Here is a 26112-nt window from a genome sequence, read left to right as displayed (position 1 = left end):
TTCAAGGAAATACAGAATGACACGCTCGATCAACCGTCTTTTCACTTCCCGCGCGGCGCTCGCCATGCTGCTGCTCGCGCTCGGCGCGCTGGCGGGCTGCGCGGGCAATCCCGCCGCGCTCGCCGACATCCGCTACGACCTCGGCCCGCCGCCGCTGCCCGCCAGCACGGGCACGATGCCGGCCATCAAGGTGCTCGAAGTCACGGCGCCCCCGACGCTCGGCTCCGACAAGCTGATCTATCGGCTGTCGTATGCGGACTCGCAGCAAACCGCCTCGTACGCGACCAGCCACTGGACGATGCCGCCCGCGCAACTGGTGACGCAGCGCCTGCGCAACGCGCTGTCGTCGCGCGGTACCGTGCTGACGGGCGGCGACGGCGTGTCCGCGCCCGTGCTAAAGGTGGATCTCGACGAGTTCGAGCAGGATTTCGACGGTCGGTCCGAGAGCCACGGTTCGGTGACGGCGCGCACGACGCTGTTCGTCGACGGCAAGGTGGTCGGGCAGCGCACCTTCATCGCGCGCGCGCCCGCGAGCTCGGCCGATGCCGCGGGCGCGCGCGCGCGCTCGCCGCCGCCACCGACGATCTCGTCGCGCAGATTTCCGCGTGGCTTGGCGTGCAGGCGCTCGTCGCGCAGCAATGACGGTTCGCCGCGCCGCTCCGGGAGCACCGGATGGCTGACAAGCCGTGGCAGCGCCGTCCGTCGGCGTTTGCGAGGCAGGCGGTGGTGCTGTATGCGGCACTGATCGCCTATGGGTCGTGGTATCCGTTTTATGGCTGGCGCTCGCTCGGCATCGGTCCCCTCGACTATCTGTTCGATCCCGTCCCGCAGTATCTGACGGCATTCGATGTCGTGACGAACGTGCTCGGCTACATCCCGTTCGGCGCGCTCGTCGTGCTGGCCGTCTATCCGCGCTGGCGCGGCGCGATTGCCGTCGCGTTCGCGTTCGGGCTCGGCACGCTGCTGTCGGGCCTGATGGAAGCCGTGCAGACATACCTGCCGACGCGCGTCGCATCGAATCTCGATCTCGCAGCGAACGCGCTGGGCGCCTTGCTCGGCGCGACCGCGATGTCGCCGTTGACGGGCGCGCTGCTCGATCGCGGCATGCTGCGGCGCATGCGCTTTCTCTGGTTCGAGCGCGACAGCACGGCCGTCATCGGACTTGCGGCGTTGTGGCCGTTCGCGACGATGTATCCGTCGCCGCTGCTGTTCGGCCTCGGCACGTGGCCGCGCGAATTGTGGCAGCGCTTCGATCCGTCGATGCAGGACGCGCTGCTCGCATGGGCGCCCGCCGTGTGGCACGTGCAGGCGTGGGCGGATCGCGCCGCCGCATGGATGCCCGACGACGCGTGGGAAGCCGTGATCGCCGCGCTGAACCTGCTGGCCGCGGGCGCGCTCGCCACGCTGCCGATGCGCGAGCGCGCGCCGCGCGTGCGCCTCCTGATCGCGTTCGTCGTCGCGACGCTCATCGTCAAGACGGGCGCGACGTTTCTGCAGTCGCAATCGGGGCTCGCGTTCAACTGGGCGACGCCGGGCGGGCTGATCGGCCTTGCCGCCGGCTTTGGCGCGATGCTGCTCGCGCGCAAGCTGCCGCGCCGCTCGCGTGTGGCGGTAGCGGCTGCGGCGCTCGTCGTGTCGCTCCTGTTCGTCAATCTGCTGCCCGTGAATCCGTACTTCGACGTCGTGCTCGCCGACTGGCGGCAAGGCCGCTATCTGCATTTCAACGGGCTTGCGCGCTGGCTCGCGTGGATGTGGCCGTATGCGGCGCTCGTGTGGGTCGCGCTGTCGGCGGAACGCGCATTGCTCGCCAGCAGGCGCGGCTCGGGCGGCTGATGCGTGCGTTGCGTGTCGCCGCGCGCCGTGCGCCCGTGCCGGGCCAGCGTTCTGCGGTGTCGCAGCCCCGTCGTTATAATCGGCGGAACCTCTCGTCCCTGCTCGCGGCAGGCTGCGCACTGCGCGACATGCCGCGCCGACCGATCTCACACACCATCATGGATTCGTTCTTCAAATACCACGTGTTTTTCTGTCTGAACCAGCGCGAACCGGGCGCGTCGCGTCCGAGCTGCGCAAACTGCGGCGCGCAGGAAATGCAGGAATATGCGAAGAAGCGCGTGAAGCAGCTCGGCCTCGCCGGTCCAGGGCAGGTGCGCATCAACAAGTCCGGGTGTCTGGACCGCTGCGAGGAAGGCCCGACCGTCGTCGTGTATCCGGAAGGCGTCTGGTACACGTATGTCGACAAGAGCGACATCGATGAAATCGTCGATTCGCATCTGGCGAACGGCAAGATCGTCGAGCGGCTCCTGATCGACCGCTGATCCACGCTCATTCACGCTGATCCAAGCTGATCCCGCTGCGACCACACACAAGATGAACGTACACACGCAGAAGTACCTGATCGACGGCCCGGTGGGCAAAATCGAAGTCGCCGTCGATGTGCCCGACGGCAGCCGCGAAGCGCAAGGCAACGCGGGCGCCGCGCCGCGCGGCATCGCGCTCGTCGCGCATCCGCATCCGCTCTTTGGCGGCACGATGGACAACAAGGTCGCGCAAACACTGGCACGCACGCTGGTGCAGCTGAACTACGTCACGTATCGCTCGAATTTTCGCGGCGTCGGACAGACGGAAGGCACGCACGACGCGGGCGTCGGCGAGCGCGACGACCTGCGCGCCGTGCTCGACCACATGCGCGCGCAACCAGGTTACGCCGATCTGCCGCTCGTGCTGGCGGGCTTTTCGTTCGGCACGTTCGTGCTGTCGCACGTCGCGGCGCGGCTGCGGGAAGAAGGCAAGGACATCGAGCGCATCGTGTTCGTCGGCACGGCGGCGAGCCGCTGGGAAGTCGCGCCCGTGCCCGAAAACACGCTGGTGATTCACGGCGAAATCGACGACACCGTGCCCATCCAGTCGGTGTTCGACTGGGCGGCGCCGCAGGAACTGCCCGTCGTCGTGATTCCGGGCGCCGAGCATTTCCTGCATCGCAAGCTGCACATTCTCAAGCGCATCATCGTCGACGCCTGGCGCTGATCGCGTGTCGTTTCGACACCGTCGGCCGCGCGCCGCCGGTGTTGTAAAAACCCGCGAAAATGCGGGAAAACTCCATGACGTAGGGCTAATTGTCAGGCAGCCGCTTGTATAATGAGCGCTCTTTTTTTGGGCGCAGCGTTGCCCGTCTGGTGGATCGAATCGCCTCGCTCGTGAGTTCATGGCGGCGGATTCGGCGCGAGATGCGAGGCGCGCTGTGCGAACCGACCGCGTGACAGAGTCTGACAAGCAGTCGAAACACCGCCGCGCCGGTTGTGCGCGGCGGCGGCTGCCGTCCGGCATCACACGAACCATTCGAACCGCGCGTTCTTGCGCACCCAGCACACTCTGCCCGAATCGATCCTATGCGCTTTTCGAACCACGGCTCTTTCAGCCTTTCCAGCATCGCTTCCCTCGTTCCGCAAACCTTTGCCAGCAAGCTCGCGTTTGGAATCGCGCTGCCCGCGGCGCTCGTCGCGAGCAGCGCTTTCGCGCAGGTGCCGCCGCCGGGCGTGAACGCGCGCTCATGGGTGCTCGTCGATGCCACCAGCAACCAGGTGCTCGCCTCCGCCAACGCGGATGAGCGCGTGGAACCGGCGTCGCTGACCAAGCTGATGACGGCTTACCTCACGTTCGAGGCGCTGCAGTCGAAGAAGATCACGATGGACCAGTCGATCAATCCGAGCGAGGCCGTGCGCCGCGTGCGCAACGACGAGTCGCGCATGTTCATCGAGGCGAACAAGCCCGTCACGGTGCACGATCTCGTCTACGGCATGATCGTGCAGTCGGGCAACGACGCGGCCATCGCGCTGGCGGAACTGGTCGGCGGCAGCGAAGCGCAGTTCGTCAACATGATGAACGCCGAAGCGCAAAAGCTCGGCATGAAGAACACGCACTTCGCCGACGTGAACGGCATGCCCGACGCGCAGCACTACACGACGGCGGGCGACCTCGCCATCCTGTCCGCGCGCCTGATCCGCGACTACCCGGACTACTACAACATCTTCTCGGTCAAGGAATTCACGTACAACAAGATCAAGCAGCCGAACCGCAACCGTCTGCTGTGGATCGACCCGACCGTCGACGGCCTGAAGACGGGCCACACGCAAGCGGCCGGCTACTGCCTGATCGCGAGCGCGAAACGTTCGCTGCCGGGCGTGCCCGATGCGTCGCGCCGTCTCGTGTCGGTGATGATGGGCGAGGAGAAGGAACACGACCGCGTGCAGGACAGCCTGAAAATGCTGAACTACGGCTACTCCGCGTATGACGCGGTGCGTCTGTACAAGGCCAATCAGGTGATCGAGACGCCGCGCATCTACAAGGGTTCGCAAGATACCGTCAAGCTCGGCGTGACGACGGATCAGTACATCACGCTGCCCAAGGGCATGGCCGACAAGGTGAAGCCGCAGGTCGAGCACGCCGATCCGCTGATCGCACCGATCGCGCAAGGCCAGCAGGTCGGCTCCGTGAAGTTTGTCGCCGACGGCAAGACGCTCGCGCAGGTGCCGCTGGTCGCGCTGCAGGCGGTGCCGCAGGCGGGCATCGTCGGCCGCGTGTGGGATTCGATGATGTTGATGTTCAACAAGAAGAAGTAAGCCGGCAGCAGCATCTTGCCTGGCACGGGCGTGAGGCGCGAAGGCGCCGCCTGGGTCGGCAGGAGACAGTCTGCGGCTTGCTTTTTCGCCGCGCGCAATCATATAGGTGTGATTGCGTGCGGTGCATGAAGGAGCCGAGATGAGTCCCGTGAATGAATCATTGATCGATTTTCCGTGCGATTTCCCTATCAAGGTGATGGGCAAGTCGCACCCTGAGTTTCAGACGACGATCGTCGAAGTGATCCGCCGGTTCGACGGCGAGTTCGACGCGGCGCGTGTCGAAGTGCGGCCCTCGAGCGGCGGCAACTACACCGGCCTGACGGTGACGGTGCGCGCGCAGAACCGCGAGCACCTCGACGATATCTACCGGGCGCTAACCGGGCATCCGATGGTGAAGGTCGTTCTGTAAGCCGCTTCGAGGCGAGCAGGCGGGCGTTTGCTAACGCTGCGTCTGCGCCGCCGGAAGCTGGACGTGCAATGCGTCCGGCGCAGGTTGTGTGTCTCTTTTTCCCCGTGTTTCGCGGCTCACCGAGCGCATCGCGCTCTCGGTGCACGCGCTTTCGAACAGTTGCCGAAAGCGCGCGACTTCGTCGAACACCCAGTCGCGGAAGGCTTTCACGCGGGCCGTCTGCAGCATCTGCGGCGTGCAGATGAAGAAGTACTGCCACGGGCTCGGACCGTCGATATCGAACAGCCGCACGAGCCGCCCCGACGCGACTTCGTGCATCGCGAGCGAGCGGCGCGTGAGGGCAATGCCCTGGCCATCGATGGCCGCCTGCAGCAGATTCGACGAATCCTGATACAGCACGCCGCGCTTCGGCTCCGGCCAGTCGGTCAGACCCGCGGCGTCGAACCACGGGCGCCATAACTCGTCGTCGGAACGCAGCAGCGGCGCCTTGGCGAGATCGGCGGGCGTTTTCGGCAGATTGCCGCCGTTGAATGTGGGCGAGCAGGCCGGGAAGAACACTTCTTCGAGCAGCAACTCCGTGTGCAGGCCGGGGTAGTTGCCGTAGCCGAAACGGACGGCGCAATCGACGTCGTCGCGCGCGAAATCGGTGAGCGCGTTCGTGGACAGCAGTTCGAGGTCCCATTGCGGATTCGCTTCGATGAAGCTGCCGATGCGCGGCGTCACCCAGCGCGCCGCGAACGACGACAGCATCGACACGACGAGCCGCCGGTCGCGATCGCCTGCGCGAATCTCGCGCGTTGCTTCCGCCAGCGAGATCAGCGCCGTGCTCACCTGGGCGGCGTAGCGGCGACCGATGTCGGTGAGCCGCACGCGCTTGCCGTCCCGCGCGAACAGCTTCACGCCCAGCTCTTCTTCGAGCGCGCGAATCTGATGGCTGACGGCGCCGTGCGTGACGTAGAGCTCGTCGGCCGCGCGCGAAAAACTCTCGTGGCGGGCGGCGGCCTCAAAGGCCTTGATCGCGTTCAGGGCGGGCAATTGACGGAGGTCCATCGCAATTTTTCTCACATAAGGGTGAAAATTGATCGTTTGGCGTAAGCCCTTGTCCCGTCTACGATTGTAGCCATGAAACGATTTTTGGCGAGGCCATCATGCGAGAAATTTCCTCTAGCATCACGTTCGAAATCGTAGCCGGCGAAACTGTTCCGATGAAGGTCACCCGCAGCACGCGGTTGGCCGTCTCCGGCGCTGCGGTCTGGGTAACACGCAGCGACGACGTCGAGGACTACTGGCTCGAACCGGGCAAGACGCTGCGTTTGCGGCGCGGTGAGCGGCTGTGGTTGTCGGTCGAGCGCGGCACGCAGGCGCGCGTCGCGTTCCATGTACCGATGCGTCCGCGGCAGAAGGCGCTGAACTGGTTTGGCCGCGTCAGCGAGCGTTTCGCCGCGTGGCTGCGTGCCGGCTGGCGCACCGTCTGATCGTCCGGGCGATTGCCCTCGTGGCCGGCGAGGCGCGCAGGATTTCGGTAAACTGCCGGAATCATGTGTGCTACGCCGGTTTCATCGTCCCCCGAATCTTCAAGTCTTGTTCAGCCTGACGCCGCAGCCGACAACGCCGCCGTCAGCCATGTGGCGCAGCCTGTGATCGTGCGCTGGCGCGGCTCGGAAAACTATCAGACGAGTTTCGACGCGATGCGCGCGTTCACCGATTCGCGCACCCCGGAAACCTCAGACGAAATCTGGCTGGTCGAACATCCTGCTGTTTTCACGCTCGGCCAGGCCGGCGATCCCGCGCACCTGCTCGCCGCCGACAGCGGCATTCCCCTCGTCAAGGTCGATCGCGGGGGGCAGATCACGTATCACGGTCCCGGTCAGGTGATCGCGTATCTGCTGCTCGACTTGCGACGCCGGAAGCTGATGGTGCGCGAACTGGTGACGCGGATCGAGCAGGGCGTGATCGACACACTCGCGGCGTATAATCTCGCCGGTGAACGCAAGGCAGGCGCGCCCGGCATCTATGTCGCGCCTGAGCAGCCCGATCAGCGTACGAATGCGCAGTTGCACGCCGGCGCCAAGATCGCGGCGCTGGGTCTGAAAATCCGTCACGGCTGCAGTTATCACGGTGTGAGCCTCAACGTGAAAATGGATTTGCAGCCGTTTCTGGCCATCAATCCGTGCGGGTACGCGGGGCTCGAAACAGTCGACATGGCGACGCTCGGCGTCGCGGCCGGCTGGGACGACGTAGCCCGAACCCTTGCAGCAAGCCTCATCGCCAACATCGACGGCAGTCCCGCGGCCGTCGGCCAACCGCAGGCCGGTCTCCCCGCCGCCTGAATGGAACGAACGAATGACTGACGTTACCGCGACTCCCGCCGCTTCCGACTCCGCCAACCTCGCTGTCAGCAGCGCTGCCAATGCAGCTGCCGCGCCCTACGACGCCACCGCGAAGCAAAAGGCACAGGCCAAGACGGCACGCATTCCGATCAAGATCGTTCCGGTCGAAAAGCTGAAAAAGCCCGACTGGATTCGCGTGAAAGCGGCGACGGGCAATTCGCGTTTCTATGAGATCAAGCAGATTCTGCGCGAGCACAACCTGCACACGGTGTGCGAAGAAGCGAGCTGCCCGAACATCGGCGAATGCTTCGGCAAGGGCACGGCAACGTTCATGATCATGGGCGACAAGTGCACGCGCCGCTGCCCGTTCTGCGACGTCGGCCACGGCCGTCCCGATCCGCTCGATCCCGATGAGCCGCTCAATCTCGCGCGCACCATCGCGGCGCTCAAGCTCAAGTACGTGGTGATCACGAGCGTGGACCGCGACGATCTGCGTGACGGCGGCGCGGCGCACTTCGTCGAATGCATCGAGAAGACGCGCGAGCTGTCGCCGGAGACGCGCATCGAAATCCTCACGCCCGACTTCCGCGGACGTCTGGACCGTGCAATCGGCATTCTGAACGCCGCGCCGCCCGACGTGATGAACCACAACCTCGAAACGGTGCCGCGCCTGTACAAGGAAGCACGTCCTGGTTCGGACTACGCGCATTCGCTGAAGCTGCTGAAGGACTTCAAGGCGCTGCATCCCGATGTCGCGACGAAGTCGGGTCTGATGGTCGGCCTGGGCGAAACGGAAGAAGAGATTCTCCAGGTGATGCGCGATCTGCGCGAGCACAACGTCGACATGCTGACGATCGGCCAATACCTGCAGCCGTCCGAGCATCACTTGCCCGTGCGCGCGTATGTGCATCCCGACACGTTCAAGATGTATGAGGACGAGGCGTACAAGATGGGCTTCACACATGCGGCTGTCGGCGCGATGGTGCGTTCGAGCTATCACGCCGACGTGCAGGCACATGATGCCGGCGTGGTCTGAACGCATGCAGCAGTAGTTACCGGATGAAGCAAAAAATGCCCGCGCAAGCGGGCTTTTTTGTTTTTGGACTCGTGGATGGCGCTGCCTACCGTGCCGGATCTGTTGCAAACGCCACAAAAAAACAAAACGCACAAAATTACAACAACGCAAATATATGCAACACTAGGCGGCATGGGTTCGGGACGCACGTGGGGCGTTCCGGCATCGCGGAAGTCCTGAAGCGTCGTGCCTATGGTGATCCTGCTGAACTTGTTGTCGGGTGTCGCTTTGCTCGTGTGGGGCACGCATATCGTGCGCACGGGCATTTTGCGCGTGTGGGGCGCCGACCTGCGGCGCACGCTCGCACGCAGCACGAATAGCCGCCTGAAGGCTTTCGCCTCCGGTGTCGGGGTGACGAGTCTCGTGCAGAGCAGCAACGCAACGGCGATGATCGTCACGTCGTTTGCGGCACAAGGGATGTTGCCGCTCGCCAGCGGCCTCGCCATCATGCTCGGCGCGGACGTCGGTACGGCGTTGATGGCGCGCATCCTGACGCTCGATCTGACGTGGCTGTCGCCGCTTCTCATCATTGTCGGTGTGCCAGTCTTTTTGTCGCGCAAGCAGAATCGCTCGGGTCAGGTCGGACGCACGGCGATCGGCCTCGGGCTCATTCTGCTGGCACTGCATCTGATCGTGCAGAGCGCGCAGCCGATCACGCACGGCGCGGGCGTGCGTGTGATGTTCGGCGCGCTGACGGGCGACACGATGCTCGACGCGCTGGTGGGCGCCACCTTCGCTGTCATTTCGTATTCGAGCCTCGCGGCCGTGCTGCTGACGGCGACGCTCGCGTCATCGGGTGTGATTTCGTTGAAGGTCGCGCTGTGCCTCGTGATCGGCGCGAACCTGGGCAGCGGTCTGCTCGCGCTGGCGGGCACGCTCGCGCAAAACACGGCCGCGCGGCGCCTTGCGCTCGGCAGTCTGGCGTTCAAGCTGGCGGGCGCGTTGCTGATCCTGCCGTTCGCGTCGCTGCTCGCGAGCGCCTTGCCTGCGCTGATCGCCAATCCGCGCGAAGCGGTAGTCGGCTTCCATGTGATCTACAACACGCTGCGCTGCTGCGCCTGCATGCCGTTGATCGACGCCGTCGCGCGCGCGTGCTGCCGCGTGTTGCCGGAGCGGCCCGATCCGAACGGGCAATTGCGCCCCGTTCATCTCGATGCCGCTTCGCTCGCTACACCAGCGCTCGCACTGTCGAATGCCGCGCGCGAAGTGCTGCGCATCGGCGACATCGTGCGGGCGATGCTCGACAACGTCTCGCATCTGATCCATCACAACGATCTCAACAAGGCGCGCGAAACGATCCGCATGGACGACGACGTCGATCACCTGTATGCGCAGGTGAAGGCATACCTCGCGCGCATTTCGCGCGAACAGCTCGACGATGCGGATAGCCGACGCTGGACCGACATCATCGCGCTGACGATCAACCTCGAACATGCAGGCGATATCATCGAGCGCATCGTTACCGATATCGTCGAGAAGAAGATCGCGCACCGCCTCGCGTTCTCCGAGCAAGGCTTGAGCGAACTGGACGATCTGCATACGCGGCTCGTCGGCAATCTGCAGTTGGGGTTGTCAGTCTTCCTGAACAACGATTTACGTTGTGCGGAATTGCTGCTTGCGGAGAAGGAGCACTTCCGCGATCTCGAACGCGCGTATTCGTACAAGCATCTCGATCGGCTGGCGGGCCAGACCTTGCGCAGCGTCGAAACGAGCGCGCTGCATCTGGACGTGATCAGCGACATGAAGCGGCTCAACTCCCTGTTCTGCTCGACGGCTTATCCGGTGCTCGATGCAGCGGGTGCGCTGCACGACTCGCGGTTGCGCAAGCGCATGCCTGAAGCGATGCCTGCCGTCACGGAACCGAATCAGACGTGATGGGTGCGGGACTCACGCCAGTATCACCTTGCCCACCTTGCGCTTGAGTGCGGCGAACGTCGCGATTTCCGTCGCCTTGCGATTGGTGATCAGCAGATCGATCTTCTCGGGCGCGCAGTACGCGATGCGGCTGCGCTGTCCGATCTTGCTGTGATCCGCGAGTATCACGACGCTGTCCGCATTGGCGACCATCGCGCGCGCCACTTCCGTTTCCGCGCGGTCGTAGTTGCTCGCGCCATTTTTTGCATCGACGCCGACGGGCGACAGCAGCGCGATATCCGCGCGATAGCGCTGGATGTCGAGAATCGTCGTATCGCCCGTGGTCGACAATGCGCGGTCGCTGATCGAGCCGCCTAGCAGGATGACCTCGTTGGACCACGACTCGCGCTGTTCGGGCGCGCCGCGCATCTTCGTCGCGACATCGATCGAGTTCGTGATGATCGTGAGATTCGCGAGCTTCGCGAGTTCGTCGGCGAGCGCGGCTGTCGTCGTGCCTGCGTCGACGAACAGCGTCTGCCCGCTGGCGACGACGCCCGTCGCCGCCTTCGCAATGGCCTTCTTCGACTTGACGTGCGACTGCGCGCGCTCGGCAATGGGCGCTTCGTCGGCGGGCCGGATTGCGCCGCCGTGAACCCGGCGTAATTCGCCGAGCGCTTCGAGATCGAGCAGATCGCGCCGGACCGTTTCGCGCGAGACGCCCAGATCCGCCATGATGCGCTCCGTCGACACACGGTTTAGCGTGGACAGCAGCGCGCGTATTCTCTGATGACGGTCTTCCTGCCACATGCGGATCGTTCCTCGCCTGTTCGACGTTTTAATGGCTGCTACTCCGTGCCTTCACGCAAAGCATCACTATCAATTCTTTATGTCGGACGCATGTCAAAACGCTTGGCGGATGTGCCGTGTGTGGTCTTTCAGGTTGTATTTTTTTGGGTACTTGCACATTTGGGTACTTGTGTTTAGCCTTCGCATTTTGAGGCATTCGCGCCCGATTTGAAACTTCGCGAACAGCGCATTTTCGAAAACGAAATGAAGTATGCGCTGCACCACGTTTCGAGGCCGACGAATGTTGCACAATGACAAGGCCGCGTCGTAACGCCAACGGAAGACCGGCCGTTCGCGATCCTCAGAACAAGATACTACGGCGCACGCCGGCGCCCATGAACGCAGGCGGCGGTTCCATCAGATCTTTGTGAAGGCAAGCACGATGGGCAACGGGATCGATCAGGCACTATCCGCGGACTGGCCATATCCACGGCTCGTCGCGCATCGCATCGGCGGCAAGCTCGCGCCGGAGAACACGCTGGCGGGCTTCGAGGTATGCGGGCGTCTCGGCTACGGAATGGTCGAGTTCGACGCGAAGCTCTCCGCCGACGACCAGATTTTCCTGCTGCACGACGACGATCTCGACCGCACCACGAATGGCCACGGACCCGCTGCGCAACATACGTGGCAGCAGCTGGCATCGCTCGATGCAGGCGCATGGTTCGATGCGCGTTTCCGCGACGAACGTCTGCCCACGCTCGCGCAGGTGGCCGCGCGCTGTGCGAGCGATGCGATCGCCGCGAACATCGAAATCAAGCCGTGCCCGGGCCGCGACGAAATCACGGGGCGACTCGTTGCGCTAGCGGCCAAAGACTTGTGGCGCGCGCAAAAGCCGCTGCTGTCGTCGTTCTCTTTCGAAGCACTGAGGGCCGCGCGCGACGCCGCGCCGTCGCTGCCGCGCGGCATGCTGTTCGATGCCTTGCCGGACGACTGGCTCGGCACCGTGCGGGAACTCGCGTGCGTGTCGCTGCATGCCGATCACCAACATCTGACGCAGCACAACGTGCGCACCATCCGCGATGCGGGGCTGCGCGTGCTCGCGTACACGGTGAATGATCCCGTGCGCGCGCGCGAACTGGCGAAGTGGGGCGTTGACATGATTTGTACCGATCGCCTCGATATCATCGGCGCAGACGTCGTCGGCTGAATGCGCGTGCGTGCGGCCAACGCCGGCAAGAAGACATCAATAAGCAGTTTTCCTAACGTAGCAATTTTCGGCAGAGGATGAGAACACTATGAAACCGACCACGTTGCGTTATTTCCTTATGGCGTGCGGCGTGGCCGCCGCAGGCAATGCCCTGGCAGCGCCGCCCGATGCGCTCGTCGCCGCCGCGAAGCAGGAGGGGCAGCTCACCGTGATCGCGTTGCCGCATGACTGGTGCGGTTATGGTCCGATGCTCGCGGACTTCCAGAAGAAGTACGGCATCAAGATCAACGAGCTGAATCCCGATGCCGGCTCGGGCGACGAGATCGAAGCGATCAAGGCGAACAAGGGCAACAAGGGTCCGCAGGCACCCGACGTGATCGACGTCGGCCTGTCGTTCGGTCCCGCAGCGAAGGCGCAAGGCCTGCTGCAGCCGTACAAGGTCGCGACGTGGAAGTCGATTGCCAACGAGAACAAGGACCCCGAAGGCTACTGGACGGGCGACTACTACGGCGTGCTGTCGTTTGAAGTGAACGCCGACATGATCGACAAGGTGCCAACCGACTGGAGCGATCTGCAAAAGGCCGACTACAAGAACGCCGTCTCGCTCGCAGGCGATCCGCGCTCGGCGAACCAGGCCATTCAGGGCGTGTACGCGGCGGGCCTGTCGGCATCGAAGGGCGATGCGAGCAAGGCTGCGCAAGCCGGCCTGAAGTACTTCGCCGATCTGAACAAGAACGGCAACTTCGTGCCCGTGATCGGCAAGGCGGCGTCGCTGGCGCAAGGCACGACGCCCATCATCGTGCGCTGGGACTACAACGCGCTCGCCGACCGCGACACGCTCAAGGGCAACCCGAAGGTACAGGTCGTCGTGCCGAAGACGGGTGTCGTCGCGGGCGTCTACGTACAGGCGATCAGCGCGTACGCGCCGCATCCGAACGCCGCGAAGCTGTGGATGGAATACCTGTACTCGGATGAAGGCCAGCTGGGCTGGCTCGCTGGCTATTGCCACCCGATCCGCTACAACGAACTGGTGTCGCAGAAGAAGGTGCCGCAGGCGCTGCTCGACAAGCTGCCGCCCGCTTCCGCCTACAAGAACGCCGTGTTCCCGACGCTGCAGCAGCAGGACGCGACGAAGGAAGTCGTCACCAAGCAGTGGGACCAGGTGGTCGGCGCGAACGTCAAGTAAGGTCGGCTGAGTGCAAGCAAGCGCGGCATGATCCGGCGATGCGGACTTCGTGGTCCGCATCGCGCGGACGCAACAGGTCGTTCAGTTCGAGGATGAGTTATGAGCGCTTCATCGGAAGCCGGGCCGGGCGGCCAGGCGGACCTGATGGTTCCGTCCGTGCCGCAGCCGGCGCCGAAGGTGGATGGCCCGGGAAGGTCGTCGCCCGTCTGGACGTGGATCGGCGTGATGCCGTTCTTTATCTTTGCCTTGTTGTTCCTGATCCTGCCGACAGGCTTCCTGATGATCGGCGCGTTCCAGGACGCGCAAGGTCACTTCACGCTCGCCAACATTCGCGACCTGTTTCGGGAAGGCACGCTCGACGCGTACTGGATCAGCTTCAAGGTCAGCGCGGCATCGGCGATCGGCGGCGCGGCGCTTGGCTCGCTGCTCGCGTGGGCGGCCGTGCACGGCAAGCTGCCCGGCTGGATTCGTCCGACGCTGCTGACGTTTTCCGGCGTCGCGTCGAACTTCGCGGGCGTGCCGCTCGCGTTCGCGTTCATCTGCACGCTCGGGCGCGTCGGTCTCGTGACGGTGCTTTTGAAGAAGTACACGGGCGTCAATCTCTATTCGACGGGTTTCAGCATTCTGAGCTTCTGGGGCCTGACGATCACGTATCTGTATTTCCAGATTCCGTTGATGGTGCTGATCATCACGCCCGCGCTCGACGGTCTGAAGCGCGAGTGGCGTGAAGCGTGCGATTGCCTCGGCGGCACTGCGTATCAGTACTGGCGCTACGTCGCGTTGCCGGTGCTGTGGCCGAGTGTGCTCGGCGCGACGCTGCTGCTGTTCGCGAATTCGTTCGGCGCGGTGGCGACGGCGTATGCATTGACGGGCAGTTCGCTGAACATCGTGACGATCCTGCTGTACGCACAGATTCGCGGCGACGTGCTGCACAACCAGAACCTCGGCTATGCGCTCGCGCTCGGCATGATTCTCGTGACGGGGCTGTCGAACGGCGGCTATATCTGGCTGCGCTCGCGTGTCGAAAGGGGGCGGCGATGAAAGCGTCGATGAACAAACAGTCGCGCGTGGGCGCGTGGACCGCGATGATCGTTGGTTCGCTGTATTTTCTGATTCCGCTGATCGCGACTTTCGAATTCAGCTTGCGCATGCGGCGCGGTACGTACAGCTTCGATGCATACAAAGTCGTGCTCGGCGATCCGCACTTTCAGGCGTCGTTCGGTTACTCGATATTGATGGCGCTGCTGACGATCGTCGTGGGCGTGCTGCTTGTGGTGCCGACGGCCTACTGGGTGCAACTGCGTTTGCCGAAGCTGCGCGGCATCGTCGAGTTCATCACGCTGCTGCCGCTCGTCGTGCCCGCCATCGTGATCGTGTTCGGCTATCTGCGCATCTACAACAGCAGTTCGATCCTGCCGCTGACCGCGAACGAACGCGCGACGGATCTGCTGCTCGTGTTCGGCTACGTGACGCTGTCGCTGCCGTACATGTATCGCGCGGTCGATGCGGGCCTGCGCGCCGTCGACGTGCGCTCGCTGACGGAAGCGGCAGAATGCCTCGGCGCGAACTGGCCGACCATTCTGTTCAAGGTGATCTTTCCGAATATCCGCTCGGGCATTCTGTCGGGCGCGTTTCTCACCTTTGCTGTCGTGATCGGCGAGTTCACGTTGGCGAGTCTGCTCGACCGGCCGGCGTTTGGTCCGTATCTGCAGCTGATCGGCGCGAACCGCGCTTACGAGCCGTCCGCGCTCGCGATCATCGCGTTCGCCGTTACGTGGGCGTCGATGGGGCTGATCCAGGTGTTCGGCTCCGCACGCGCGCTCGCCGCGCAAAAACCCTGATGTTGAACTGAGGCATCGTCATGGCATTCCTTGAAATCGACAGTCTGCACAAGACGTTCGGCGCGAACACCGCGCTGCATCACTTCGACATGCAGATCGAGCGCGGCGAATTCATCACCTTTCTCGGGCCGTCGGGCTGCGGCAAGACGACGGTGCTGCGGATGATCGCCGGCTTCGAGACGCCGACGCGCGGCACGATCCGGCTCGATGGCCGCGACGTCACGCATCTGCGCACGCGCCAGCGCAACGTCGGCATGGTGTTTCAGTCGTATGCGCTGTTTCCGAACATGACGGTCGCAGAGAACATCGGCTTCGGGCTGAAGGTCGCGAACCGGCCGCAGGGCGAGATCAAAAGGCGCGTCGATGAAATGCTGCAACTCATCAAGCTGCCGCATCTCGGCGAGCGGTATCCATGGCAATTGTCGGGCGGCCAGCAGCAACGCGTCGCGCTGGCGCGCGCGCTCGCGAGCAAGCCGCAGGTTCTGTTGCTCGACGAGCCGCTGTCGGCGCTCGACGCAAAAATCCGCATTTCGCTGCGCCAGGATATTCGCGCGCTGCAACGCGAGCTTGGCATCACGTCGATCTTCGTCACGCACGATCAGGAAGAGGCGCTGTCGATTTCCGACCGCATCGTCGTGATGAACGAAGGGCGCGTCGAGCAGGTCGGCACGCCGCTCGATATCTACAACTACCCGCGCACGCGCTTTGTCGCGTCGTTCGTCGGCACGCTGAACATTCTGTCGGGACATGTGATCGATCCCGTCACGGGCCGCATGGCCGTCGATGGCCAGGAACTGCGCACCACACAACCGCTGCCCGCCGACGACACCGGCAAGAAGCGCATGCTCGCGCTGCGTCCGGAGGCGATCGTGCTGGAGGCGCCCGCCGCGGGCCGCAACACGCTGACGGCGACGGTGGAGGAAGTGAGCTTTCTCGGCGCGATCGTGCGTATCCGGACGCGCGTGAAAGACGAAGTCATTTCACTCGATGTGTTCAACGATCCGAACCGCCGTTTGCCCGAGCGCGGCCAGCCGGTGGCGCTCGGCTTTTCGCACGAGAACCTGCTCGTGCTCGAAGAAGGCGTCCAATAGGTTAGGGTTAGCCCTAAGCCTTATGGGATAAGGCGTTCGGGAATCCGGACGCCCCGATTCCGGATTTCCGGAAAGCTGGAAGCGTGGTCGCGCGCGCGCCGTGAAATTTCCTTGTGAATCAAGAGATTAAGCGCGAAACAAAGTCTGGCATCGACCTTGCGAATAGAAAGTGCGGCCAACATGGCCCGACCATTAAAAAAGCAAGCCTTGCATAAGACCAGAGTAAGGCGCAAAAGCATTAACTCTGGTCGATAGGAGACAACGATGCCCAAGTTCCTGTATTGGTTCTTCTGATTTCGTCGTCTGTCGCGGCTTGTTCACCGCGCGTGACGCACGTTCAGTCGTACGTGATGCGCTGAGTGGCCGGCCGCCGGTCCACCCTGGCTTTACTCCATTGCAGGAAACACCATCGTGAAGAAACCCATTTATAAAGTCCTCTACGTGCAGGTGATCGTCGCGATCATCATCGGCATTGCCCTGGGGCACTTCTATCCCGCGCTCGCCACCGACATGAAGCCGCTCGGCGACGCGTTCATCAAGCTCATCAAGATGGTGATCGGCCCGATCATCTTCTGCACCGTCGTGACGGGTATCGCGGGCATGGAAGACATGAAGAAGGTCGGGCGCGTCGGCGGCAAGGCGCTGCTGTACTTCGAAATCGTGTCGACGTTCGCGCTGATCCTCGGCCTGGCCGCGACGCACCTGCTTCGCCCCGGCGTCGGCTTCAACGTCGATCCTGCGACGCTCAACGGCAAGGAAGTCGCGTCGTATGCCGCAAAGGCGCACGGCCAGACCACGGTCGACTTCCTGATGCACATCATTCCGGACACGCTGGTGTCGGCGTTCTCGCAAGGCGAAATCCTGCAGATCCTGCTGATCGCGCTGCTGTTCGGCGCGGTGCTCGCGCATGTCGGCGAGCGCGGCAAGCCGGTGACGAGCTTTATCGAAAGCCTGTCGAGCATCCTGTTCGGCATGGTCGGCATCATCACGAAGCTCGCGCCGATCGGTGCGTTCGGCGCGATGGCGTTCACCATCGGCAAATACGGCATCGGCTCGCTGCTGCCAATGCTCAAGCTGATCGGCACGTTCTATCTGACGTCGATCGTGTTCGTGGTCGTGGTGCTCGGCCTGATCGCGCGCATGGTGGGCTTCAACATCCTGCGTTTCGTCGCGTACATCAAGGAAGAAATGCTGATCGTGCTGGGCACGAGTTCGTCGGAAGCGGCGCTGCCGCAACTGATGCTGAAGCTCGAAAAGCTCGGCTGCTCGCGTTCGGTGGTCGGCCTCGTCGTGCCGACGGGCTACTCGTTCAACCTCGACGGCACCAACATCTACATGACGATGGCTGTGCTGTTCATCGCGCAGGCGACCAACACGGATCTGACATGGGGCCAGCAACTGACCCTGCTTGCCGTGACGATGCTGACGTCGAAGGGCGCGAGCGGCGTGACGGGCGCAGGTTTCATCACGCTGGCCGCCACGCTCGCCGTCGTGCCGACCATTCCGCTGTCGGGCATGGTGCTGATTCTCGGTATCGACCGCTTCATGAGCGAATGCCGCGCGCTGACGAACATCGTCGGCAACGGCGTGGCGACGGTTGTCGTGTCGGCGTGGGAAAAGGAACTCGACCGGTCGAAGCTGCGCGCTGCATTGCGTCGCGACGTCGCCGTCACCGAAGCGGCCGAGGTCTGAGCCATGAAAGCGGCGCCGCGGCAACATGGCGGCGCGGCGCCGCATGCAACGCAGGCGCCGTCTGAACCGATGAACGGGCAGACAGAATCACAGACGGGCGGGCCAACCCCCGACCCGTTCGACGATGGGGCGCGATATGCCACAATAGGCGATCCCCATCGACCGACTTCCGCCATCGTGACGCGCCGCCTGCTGATCCTGTTCGCGCTCGTCGCCGGGCTCGTGGCGGCTTGCGGGCTCACGTGGACCATCACGTGGCAGCACGGCATCGATACGCTGCGGCGCAATGCGGCCGTGCGGGCGGACCGCACGACGAACGCGCTCAAGAGCACGCTCGAACGTTACGAATCCCTGCCGTATCTGCTCGGCGAACATCCACTCGTGCAGGATGTGCTCGTCGATCCGAGCGCCGCCAACGTGGCGCGCGCCAATCAATATCTCGAAGACCTGAACCGCCGCGCCCGCGCGAACGTCGCGTACATCATCACGGCGGCGGGCAAGTGCGTCGCGGCGAGCAACTGGAATCAGCCCGACAGCTTCATCGGCCAGGAGTATCTGTTCCGACCGTATTTCGTCGAGGCGGTGAAGGGAAACGTCGGGCGCTTTTTCGGGATCGGCACGACGTCGCTCGATCCCGGCTACTACATCTCGCAGCCCGTGAAGCGCGACGGCAAGATTGTCGGCGTGGCGGTCGTGAAGCTGAATCTCGAATGGTTTCAGGGCGCCGATGCGTCCGAGCCGATGATCGTCACCGACGATCACGGCGTGATCTTTCTGTCGTCGGTGGCAGCGTGGAAGTACCACACGGTCAAGCCGCTTTCGAGCGACGTGATCGCGTCGATCTTCGATACGCGCCAGTACGCGCGCCAACCCATCGCGCCGCTGCCGATGACCGTGATGCGCACGCTCGAAGGCGGCGCGCAGATCGTGCGCATCGGCGGCGGGCGCGGCGGCAATTACGCGGCGCCGCGCTTTCTCTCGTCGCAGCGCGCGCTCGGCGAGCCGGACTGGCGTCTCATCACGATGGCGCCCATCGATCCCGTCAATGCCGATGCGCGCTACGCAACGATCGTGACGGGCTTCGGCTATGTGTCGCTGTGCCTGCTGCTGTTCTACTGGCGCATGCGCCGCGCGCGCGTGCGCGAAGTGATGCGCAGCCGCGCGCTGCTGCAAAAGGCGTATGCGGAACTGAACCAGCGCGTCGCTGAACGCACGGCCGATCTGTCGCAAGCCAACGAGCAACTGAAGAAGGAAGTGAGCGAGCGCACGCGCGCCGAACAAGAACTGCGCGCCGCACACGACGAACTGATCCAGGCGAGCAAGCTCGCCGCGCTCGGCCAGATGGCCGCGGGCATCACGCATGAACTGAATCAGCCGCTCGCGGCATTGCGCGGCTTCTCGGATAACACGCGTGTGTTTCTCGAACGCGGCGATCATGAATCCGCGAAGGACAATCTCGAAGCGATCGCCGCGCTCACCGAGCGCATGGGCAAGATCACTAATCAGCTGAAGCTGTTCGTCGGACGCGCAAGGCCGCGCAATGCGCGCGCGGGCGTGGCGCGCGCATTGCGCAACGTGCTGACGTTGCTGCAAAAACGCTTGCAGGATGTGAGCGTCGATGTGTCGCTGATCGACGAAGGCGCGGCGCCCGTGCGTTTCGATCTCGACCGCGACGATCCGAAACGGGTCGCGCATTGCGACGACTTGCGGCTCGAACAGGTGCTGATCAACCTGCTCGGCAATGCGCTCGACGCTGTCGCGGCGACGCCCGCGCCGCGCATCGCGATTGCCGTCGAAACGTCGCAGGCGTCGCTGACGATCACCGTGAGCGACAATGGCCCCGGCATTCCCGACGACGTATTGCCGCATCTGTTCGAGCCCTTCTTCACGACGAAGGAAATGGGCCAGGGCCTCGGATTGGGGCTCGCGATCTGCTCGTCGATCGCGCGCGATTGCGGCGGCTCGCTCACCGCGCGCAACAACGCGCAAGGCGGCGCCGAGTTCGTGCTGACGCTGCGCCGCGCGCGGGCGCCCGCCGCGGATATCGCGGATTCCGTCGCGACGGGCTCGTGATTCGTCGCGCGCATTCAACGCACATTCAACGCGCACTCAACGCATTCAGGCGGTACGAAACATGAACAAGGGCTTGCAGGTCCTCTATATCGAAGACGACGAACTCGTGCGGCGCGCGAGCGTGCAAAGCCTGCAACTCGCGGGATTCGAAGTGGTCGGGCACGCGTCGGTGGAATCGGCGGCGAAGCTGATCAACGCGGAGTTTTCGGGCGTGATCGTCAGCGATATCCGCCTGCCTGGCGCGAGCGGCCTCGATCTGCTCGCGCAATGCCGGGAGCGCGCGCCCGACGTGCCCGTGATTCTCGTTACGGGCCACGGCGATATTTCGATGGCCGTGCAGGCGATGCGCGACGGCGCATACGACTTCATCGAAAAGCCGTTTGCGTCGGAGCGCCTGATCGAAACCGTGCGCCGCGCGCTGGAGCGCCGCACGCTGGTGCTCGAAAATCTCGCGCTGCGACGTGAACTCGCGGAGCAGGGCACGCTCGCGCCGCGCATCATCGGGCGCAGTCCTGCCATCGAGCAGGTGCGTAAGCTGATCGCGAACGTCGCGCCGACGGATGCGTCCGTGCTGATCAACGGCGACACCGGCGCTGGCAAGGAATTGATCGCGCGCAGTCTGCACGAACTGTCGCCGCGCCGCGACAAGCCGTTTCTCGCCGTGAACTGCGGCGCGCTGCCGGAGCCGATGTTCGAATCGGAGATGTTCGGGTACGAGCCGGGCGCGTTCACGGGCGCGGCCAAGCGGCGCATCGGCAAGCTCGAACATGCGTCCGGTGGCACGCTCTTTCTCGACGAGATCGAAAGCATGCCGCTCGCGTTGCAGGTGAAGCTCTTGCGCGTACTGCAGGACGGCGTGCTGGAGCGGCTTGGCTCGAATCAGCCGATCCGCGTCGATTGCCGGATCATCGCGGCGGCGAAGGGCGACATGACCGAGCACGTCGCGGCGGGCACCTTCCGGCGCGACCTGCTGTATCGGCTGAATGTCGTGACCATCGCGCTGCCGCCGCTTTCCGAGCGGCGCGAGGATATCGCGCCGCTGTTCGAGCATTTCCTGCTCGATGCCGCCGTGCGCTACCAGCGTCCTGCGCCAATTCTGACCGATCGTCAGCGCACGAACCTGATGCAGCGCGACTGGCCCGGCAACGTGCGCGAATTGCGCAACGCGGCGGATCGCTTCGTGCTGGGCGTCGGCGACGACACGATGGCGAATCCCGCCGATAACGACCTGACGTCGATCACGCAGCCGCTGAAGGAGCGCGTGGAGCAGTTCGAACGCGCAGTGATCGCCGAGGCGCTGGAGCAGACGGGCGGCGCGGTGGCTGTCGCCGCGGACCGGCTTCAGGTCGGCAAGGCGACGCTTTACGAGAAGATCAAGCGTTACGGCCTGGCGGCGCGTGGAGAAGGCGAGAGGTGAGGTGCGTTGGACAGACGGGCGCGCGGCGGGCATATCACGGCGCGACGCCCGTCGCGAGGAGAGGCGGGTGCGGATCAGGTCGTGCCCAGCGCTTTTGCCAGCAACTGATCGAGTTCCGCGAATTGCGGCTCGCCGACATAGCGCTTCAACACCTTGCCGTTGCGGTCGATCACGAACGTGGTCGGCGTCAGCTGCACATTGCCGAACTGCTTCGCGGCGGAACCGTCGTCCATCGCGACCTTGAACGGCAGGCGGCGCGTTTCCGTGTAGTTGGTGACGTACATCGGCGCGTCATAGCTCATCGCGACGGCGACGAACTCAAGACCCTTGTCCTTGAAGCGGTTATACGTCTGCACCATCTGCGGCATTTCCTTCATGCAGGTGTCGCAGCTCGTCGCCCAGAAATTGACGAGGTACACCTTGCCCTTCAGATCGGCGGTCGACACCTTCTGGCCGGACAGCAGCGTGAACGTCGCGTCGGGCACGTGCTGCTGGCTGCCGAACGCGAAGTAACCCGCGACGGCAATCGCGCCGGCCACGACGGCGGCAGCGATATAGCGGATCGGGCTCGAACGCCGGGAAACGGTAGTTTGGCTCATGAAAGGACCTCGGGAAACGCGTGAGACACGTTTTGAGGCGCTGCCGGGCTGCCAGAACAGCAGCGCGGACGAACGCCGCGAACAGCATCCCACATTCTACCGTCAATCCTGTGACATGGCTGGCCACCGGGTTAAGCAGCGGATAACGGGCTTCGCATGGGATCGGACGGATAATGTGAGTTTCCGTCATGTCATGTTTACGCCGCGTCATGGTCCGTTCCCCGTTCTCCCTTGCTCCGTTTCGCTCGCTGATTTCGACCGTTGCCGCCTTGCTTACGGCGGGGTTTCTGCTGGCCGCGTGCTCGCCCACCTATGACTGGCGCACCATCATGAACAACGACAACGGCTACACCGTCGACCTGCCCGCGAAGCCCACCACCGACGAGCGGCAGATCGACATCGGCGGCACGCCGATGAAAATGTCGATGCAGATTGCCGAGGCGGGCGACGCCGTGTTCGCCGTCGGCACCGTGATGCTGCCAAGCGATGATCCTCAGGTGCAGCGCACTGCGCTCGATTTCCTGCGCTCGGGCCTCGCGCACAACCTGGGCACGCAGCCGGATGCCCGCGCGGCGGAGATTCCGCTTGCCGTGGGCGGCCAGGTGCCGGGGCTCGAGATGACGTTCACGGGCAAGGCCGGGCCAAAACAGGAACTGCGAACCATGCACGCGCGGCTCGTTGCCAAGGGGCGGCATGTGTATCAGGCGGCCGTGATCGCTAGCAAAGAGCCGCCGCCGGAGCAAGTGGAGCAATTCTTCGGATCGTTCAAACTTTACTGATTCAGTGACAGACAGGTCGCCTCAGAGACGTTTCACGAGTGAAAGTTCCTTCGCAAAAAAGAACGCTAGGCTGCGGTTTACATGGAAGTTTTTCGGTTACCCACAGGATCTGTGGATAACTTTGTTGGTAACTCTGTGCGGTAGCCCGCAAATCCCCAGCGGACGGGCGATTTGTCACTTTGCCCTGAATCGCGGCATTTTGAAAAAGCCAATAAAATCAATGGCATCGCGCAGATGCCTCACAGCTGGCTTTCAGTTGTATCAAAATATGTCGCGGAGCGGGAAATGTGCATAAGTCAAGTCTTGACATGCATTTTTTGTCGTCTGCACGTTTTACTGCGTGCTAAACGCACGCCGGTACTGGACCGCCTCGGACAGCTGCGCGGCGTTCGGCACATCGTCGCCGGCGAGATCGGCAATCGTTCTGGCGACCTTCAATACTCGATAGTAAGCGCGCGCTGACCAGCCGAAACGCTCGCCCGCTTCTCTCAACAGACGCTCGCCTTCCGCGTCCGGGCGACAGACTTCGTCCACCTCGCGCCCGCTCAACGCCCGGTTCGTTTTGCGCTGCCGCAACAATTGCCGCTCGCGTGCCGCTTGGACCCGCTGCGCGATCGCGGCGCTCGGTTCCCCGGACGTCGTCTTGCGCGCCGACAACTCGGCCGGCGAGAGAGCAGGAATCTCGATCTGAATGTCGATGCGATCGAGCAGCGGCCCCGACAGCTTGCGCAGATAGCGCGCCGCCACTTCGGGCGTGCACCGGCAACGGCCGCCGGGATCGCCGCGCCAGCCGCATGGACACGGATTCATCGCGGCGATCAACTGGCACGCGGCTGGAAAGTCCGCCTGCAAAGCGGCACGCGAAATCGTGATGCGGCCGTTCTCCAGCGGTTCGCGCAGGTTTTCGAGCACATGGCGGTCGAATTCCGGAAGTTCGTCGAGGAAGAGCACGCCCAGATGAGCGAGCGTGATCTCGCCGGGCTGAGGCGGATTGCGGCCACCGACCAACGCAGCCGCACTCGACGAATGATGCGGCGCGCGAAACGGCCGTTGCCGCCACTGCATCGGCGTGAAGCCGAGTGCACTCGCGGACAGCAGTGCGGCGGAGGTCAGCGCCTCGTCGTCGGTCATGGGCGGCAGCAGGCCGGGCAGACGCGCTGCGAGCATCGACTTGCCCGCGCCAGGCGGACCGATCATCAACACGTGATGGCCGCCAGCGGCAGCGACTTCGAGCGCGCGCCGCGCGCCGCGCTGGCCGATCACATCGGCCATGTCGGGCGGCGCGGCGATGGCGTCGTCGGGTAATGTGGCGGCCGCGACGGGATAGAGGCGCGCGTCGGCATCGCCGGCAAGATGCGCGCATAGAGACGGCAGATCGGCGGCGCCATACACGGCGACGCCGGGCACGAGCGCCGCTTCTTTGGCGCTCGCGAGCGGCAGATAAAGTTCCGGGGTACGGTCGGTCTGCGCCGCTTCGTGTATGCCGGAACTCGTGTCAGAAACCGACGGCAGATGCCCGCGGGCCGTGCCGCACGCCATCGCGAACGCGCCGCGCATCGGCCGCAGCGCGCCCGTCAGCGACAACTCGCCTGCAAACTCGCGATGTCCCAACGATTCGACAGGAATCTGGCCGCTGGCGGCGAGGATGCCGAGCGCGATGGGCAGATCGAAACGGCCGGATTCTTTGGGAAGATCGGCGGGCGCGAGATTCACGGTGATCCGGCGCACGGGAAAGTCGAGCCCGCAGTTGAGCAGCGCCGCTCGCACGCGTTCGCGGCTTTCGCGCACTTCGAGATCGGGCAGGCCGACGATGGAAAAAGAAGGCAGCCCGTTGGCGAGATGAACCTCGACGGTAACTTCGGGCGCGCGACCAGAGGCCGGCGCGCGACTGCGCACCACGGCAAGCGACATGATTTCTCCCGTCCAGACGCGCGCCTGGCGCGCGCACACCTCAAAACGCTGACGACGTCACGGGCCGCTTGCCGGTGATGTGCAGATCAGAGGCGCGTAATCAGGATGACTGAACCGGCAGCTTCTGTTCGAGTTCGGCGACGCGCCGCTCGAGTTCCTCGAGCCGTGCGCGGGTGCGTACGAGCACCTGGGTTTGCGTGTCGAATTCCTCGCGCGTGACCAGGTCGAGCTTCGAAAAGCCCTGCGACAGCATGGCCCGCACATTGCGTTCGACATCTTTGGCCGGCGAGTTTTTGAACAGCTCCGAGACCTTCGCCTGAAAGTCATTGAAGACGTCGTTTGGTTGTTTCATTTCAATCCCCTTAACTGCACAAAAAATGTGCATGTGTCGATGCGTGCGTGCCTCGTCGCACCGAATGATCGTTTGTGGTGCAAAGTCGGCGGCCGCCTAGCGGGGCGTGGGCCCCTTTGGTGCGCACGCCCGTGGTCCAAGCCTGCAAACACTCTAGCAACGATCCCGATGCCGCGCCACAGTGCCGGGCCTGAACTGGCCATTCGGACAAGACAACGCGCAAACCCTTGTGCCACAAGCGTCGGCGGGAGTCTGCCACAAACATGGCATGGACGTTGCTGTTACTGCCCCGCGCACCGGCGGGACGCCGTCTGGAGATGCGCCACGAGCTTGCGGTTTCGGGGAATGACCGAAAGCGGGGCGCAAGGCAAATGCAAGTCACGCAAACGGGTTGAGTCACTACAGCGAGGATTTCATGAAACTCATTACCGCAATCATCAAGCCGTTCAAGCTCGATGAGGCGCGCGAAGCCCTGTCGGCAATCGGCGTCTCGGGCATCACGGTGACGGAAGTGAAGGGGTTTGGTCGTCAGAAGGGCCACACGGAGTTGTATCGGGGAGCCGAGTACGTCGTCGACTTTCTGCCGAAGGTGAAGATCGAGGCTGCGGTGTCGGACGACATCGTCGACCAGGCGATCGAAGCCCTCGAGCGCGCGGCGCGTACGGGCAAGATCGGTGACGGAAAGATCTTCGTCACACCGATCGAACAGGTGATTCGTATTCGCACCGGCGAGACCGGCGCGGACGCACTGTAAAAAACAGCGACAAGAGGAAACTGAAGATGCGTAAATTATTGGGCTCGATGTGGACGTCGCTCGCACCGTACGCGTGGGCAGCTTCGATAATGTCACGGAAGTTACCAATCGCGCGTGATGCCTCGCGCTCCCCACCCTTG

24 protein-coding genes and 1 pseudogene are annotated in these 26112 nt (G+C 63.8%); 20 read left to right on the top strand and 5 right to left on the bottom strand.

The genetic code is table 11. The annotated features are described in order from the left end of the window. Positions 1 to 16: 16 nt before the first annotated feature. The 6 genes and pseudogenes from H3V53_RS27000 (at position 17) to H3V53_RS26975 (ending at position 5025) form a co-directional block, all read left to right on the top strand. Positions 17 to 642: pseudogene (locus H3V53_RS27000) on the top strand (ABC-type transport auxiliary lipoprotein family protein). A 30-nt stretch (positions 643 to 672) separates the two neighbouring features. Next, positions 673 to 1833 (top strand): VanZ family protein, encoded by a 1161-nt coding sequence (locus H3V53_RS26995; RefSeq protein WP_336600539.1) that lies wholly within the window; start codon positions 673 to 675, stop codon positions 1831 to 1833. Between the two features lie 158 nt (positions 1834 to 1991). Continuing rightward, entirely contained in the window at positions 1992 to 2315 is a 324-nt protein-coding gene (locus tag H3V53_RS26990) for a hypothetical protein (RefSeq protein ID WP_054917629.1), read from the top strand. Positions 2316 to 2367: 52 nt separating this feature from the next. Further along, positions 2368 to 3024, top strand: a complete 657-nt coding sequence (locus H3V53_RS26985) for an alpha/beta hydrolase (RefSeq protein ID WP_336600538.1) — start codon at positions 2368 to 2370, stop codon at positions 3022 to 3024. 362 nt (positions 3025 to 3386) lie between these two features. After that, a complete protein-coding gene (locus tag H3V53_RS26980) occupies positions 3387 to 4616 on the top strand; it encodes a serine hydrolase (protein WP_054917626.1) in 1230 nt (409 codons plus the stop codon). Positions 4617 to 4755: 139 nt separating this feature from the next. Beyond that, positions 4756 to 5025, top strand: coding sequence for a DUF493 family protein (locus H3V53_RS26975; RefSeq protein WP_336600537.1), 270 nt, complete (start codon positions 4756 to 4758; stop codon positions 5023 to 5025). Positions 5026 to 5055: 30 nt separating this feature from the next. Here H3V53_RS26975 and H3V53_RS26970 read toward each other — a convergent pair whose 3' ends face one another. Next, on the bottom strand, positions 5056 to 6075 hold the full coding sequence (locus H3V53_RS26970) for a transcriptional regulator GcvA (protein ID WP_336600536.1): 1020 nt from the start codon (positions 6073 to 6075) through the stop codon (positions 5056 to 5058). Between the two features lie 98 nt (positions 6076 to 6173). Here H3V53_RS26970 and H3V53_RS26965 point away from each other — a divergent pair, with 98 nt between their 5' ends. The 4 genes from H3V53_RS26965 (at position 6174) to H3V53_RS26950 (ending at position 10305) form a co-directional block, all read left to right on the top strand. After that, complete coding sequence (locus tag H3V53_RS26965; RefSeq protein WP_336600535.1) at positions 6174 to 6500, top strand: DUF2917 domain-containing protein; 327 nt, start codon at positions 6174 to 6176, stop codon at positions 6498 to 6500. Between the two features lie 63 nt (positions 6501 to 6563). Then, entirely contained in the window at positions 6564 to 7355 is a 792-nt protein-coding gene (gene lipB / locus H3V53_RS26960; protein WP_336600534.1) for a lipoyl(octanoyl) transferase LipB, read from the top strand. 13 nt (positions 7356 to 7368) lie between these two features. Then, positions 7369 to 8391, top strand: coding sequence for a lipoyl synthase (gene lipA, locus H3V53_RS26955; RefSeq protein WP_336600533.1), 1023 nt, complete (start codon positions 7369 to 7371; stop codon positions 8389 to 8391). Between the two features lie 231 nt (positions 8392 to 8622). Beyond that, on the top strand, positions 8623 to 10305 hold the full coding sequence (locus H3V53_RS26950; protein ID WP_336600559.1) for a Na/Pi cotransporter family protein: 1683 nt from the start codon (positions 8623 to 8625) through the stop codon (positions 10303 to 10305). 12 nt (positions 10306 to 10317) lie between these two features. Here H3V53_RS26950 and H3V53_RS26945 read toward each other — a convergent pair whose 3' ends face one another. Then, a complete protein-coding gene (locus tag H3V53_RS26945; protein WP_336600532.1) occupies positions 10318 to 11091 on the bottom strand; it encodes a DeoR/GlpR family DNA-binding transcription regulator in 774 nt (257 codons plus the stop codon). A 421-nt stretch (positions 11092 to 11512) separates the two neighbouring features. Between H3V53_RS26945 and ugpQ the strand changes: the two genes are divergently transcribed. The 8 genes from ugpQ to H3V53_RS26905 all read left to right on the top strand — a co-directional run bounded on the left by ugpQ (position 11513) and on the right by H3V53_RS26905 (position 21577). Next, a complete protein-coding gene (gene ugpQ / locus H3V53_RS26940) occupies positions 11513 to 12277 on the top strand; it encodes a glycerophosphodiester phosphodiesterase (protein ID WP_336600531.1) in 765 nt (254 codons plus the stop codon). 88 nt (positions 12278 to 12365) lie between these two features. Beyond that, positions 12366 to 13463: an extracellular solute-binding protein gene (locus tag H3V53_RS26935; RefSeq protein ID WP_054917614.1), complete on the top strand. Its 1098-nt coding sequence runs from the start codon at positions 12366 to 12368 to the stop codon at positions 13461 to 13463. Between the two features lie 99 nt (positions 13464 to 13562). Further along, positions 13563 to 14504, top strand: coding sequence for an ABC transporter permease (locus H3V53_RS26930; RefSeq protein WP_336600530.1), 942 nt, complete (start codon positions 13563 to 13565; stop codon positions 14502 to 14504). An 8-nt stretch (positions 14505 to 14512) separates the two neighbouring features. Further along, positions 14513 to 15304 (top strand): ABC transporter permease subunit, encoded by a 792-nt coding sequence (locus H3V53_RS26925; RefSeq protein WP_054917691.1) that lies wholly within the window; start codon positions 14513 to 14515, stop codon positions 15302 to 15304. 20 nt (positions 15305 to 15324) lie between these two features. Beyond that, on the top strand, positions 15325 to 16395 hold the full coding sequence (locus tag H3V53_RS26920; RefSeq protein WP_336600529.1) for an ABC transporter ATP-binding protein: 1071 nt from the start codon (positions 15325 to 15327) through the stop codon (positions 16393 to 16395). A 411-nt stretch (positions 16396 to 16806) separates the two neighbouring features. Beyond that, positions 16807 to 18087, top strand: coding sequence for a C4-dicarboxylate transporter DctA (locus tag H3V53_RS26915; RefSeq protein WP_054917609.1), 1281 nt, complete (start codon positions 16807 to 16809; stop codon positions 18085 to 18087). 3 nt (positions 18088 to 18090) lie between these two features. Further along, a complete protein-coding gene (locus H3V53_RS26910) occupies positions 18091 to 20160 on the top strand; it encodes a sensor histidine kinase (protein ID WP_336600528.1) in 2070 nt (689 codons plus the stop codon). Positions 20161 to 20221: 61 nt separating this feature from the next. After that, positions 20222 to 21577 (top strand): sigma-54-dependent transcriptional regulator, encoded by a 1356-nt coding sequence (locus H3V53_RS26905; protein ID WP_336600527.1) that lies wholly within the window; start codon positions 20222 to 20224, stop codon positions 21575 to 21577. 74 nt (positions 21578 to 21651) lie between these two features. Here H3V53_RS26905 and H3V53_RS26900 read toward each other — a convergent pair whose 3' ends face one another. Then, positions 21652 to 22176, bottom strand: a complete 525-nt coding sequence (locus H3V53_RS26900) for a TlpA disulfide reductase family protein (RefSeq protein WP_336600526.1) — start codon at positions 22174 to 22176, stop codon at positions 21652 to 21654. 209 nt (positions 22177 to 22385) lie between these two features. On the opposite strand from H3V53_RS26900, the gene H3V53_RS26895 reads away from it, so the two are divergent. Beyond that, positions 22386 to 22955 carry a hypothetical protein gene (locus H3V53_RS26895; protein ID WP_336600525.1) on the top strand — a complete coding sequence of 190 codons (570 nt, stop codon included), beginning with the start codon at positions 22386 to 22388 and terminating at the stop codon, positions 22953 to 22955. Between the two features lie 333 nt (positions 22956 to 23288). Here H3V53_RS26895 and H3V53_RS26890 read toward each other — a convergent pair whose 3' ends face one another. Then, positions 23289 to 24866, bottom strand: a complete 1578-nt coding sequence (locus H3V53_RS26890; protein WP_336600524.1) for a YifB family Mg chelatase-like AAA ATPase — start codon at positions 24864 to 24866, stop codon at positions 23289 to 23291. A 100-nt stretch (positions 24867 to 24966) separates the two neighbouring features. After that, positions 24967 to 25218, bottom strand: coding sequence for an accessory factor UbiK family protein (locus tag H3V53_RS26885; protein ID WP_054917498.1), 252 nt, complete (start codon positions 25216 to 25218; stop codon positions 24967 to 24969). Positions 25219 to 25633: 415 nt separating this feature from the next. On the opposite strand from H3V53_RS26885, the gene H3V53_RS26880 reads away from it, so the two are divergent. Then, positions 25634 to 25972 carry a P-II family nitrogen regulator gene (locus tag H3V53_RS26880; RefSeq protein WP_006048089.1) on the top strand — a complete coding sequence of 113 codons (339 nt, stop codon included), beginning with the start codon at positions 25634 to 25636 and terminating at the stop codon, positions 25970 to 25972. Positions 25973 to 26112 lie beyond the last annotated feature (140 nt).

Source organism: Paraburkholderia bengalensis, assembly GCF_037126505.1.
In the GTDB taxonomy this organism is placed as follows: Bacteria; Pseudomonadota; Gammaproteobacteria; order Burkholderiales; family Burkholderiaceae; genus Paraburkholderia; species Paraburkholderia bengalensis.
The sequence above is the reverse complement of the archived record's forward strand: the minus strand, read 5'-3'. Positions and strand labels throughout refer to the sequence as shown.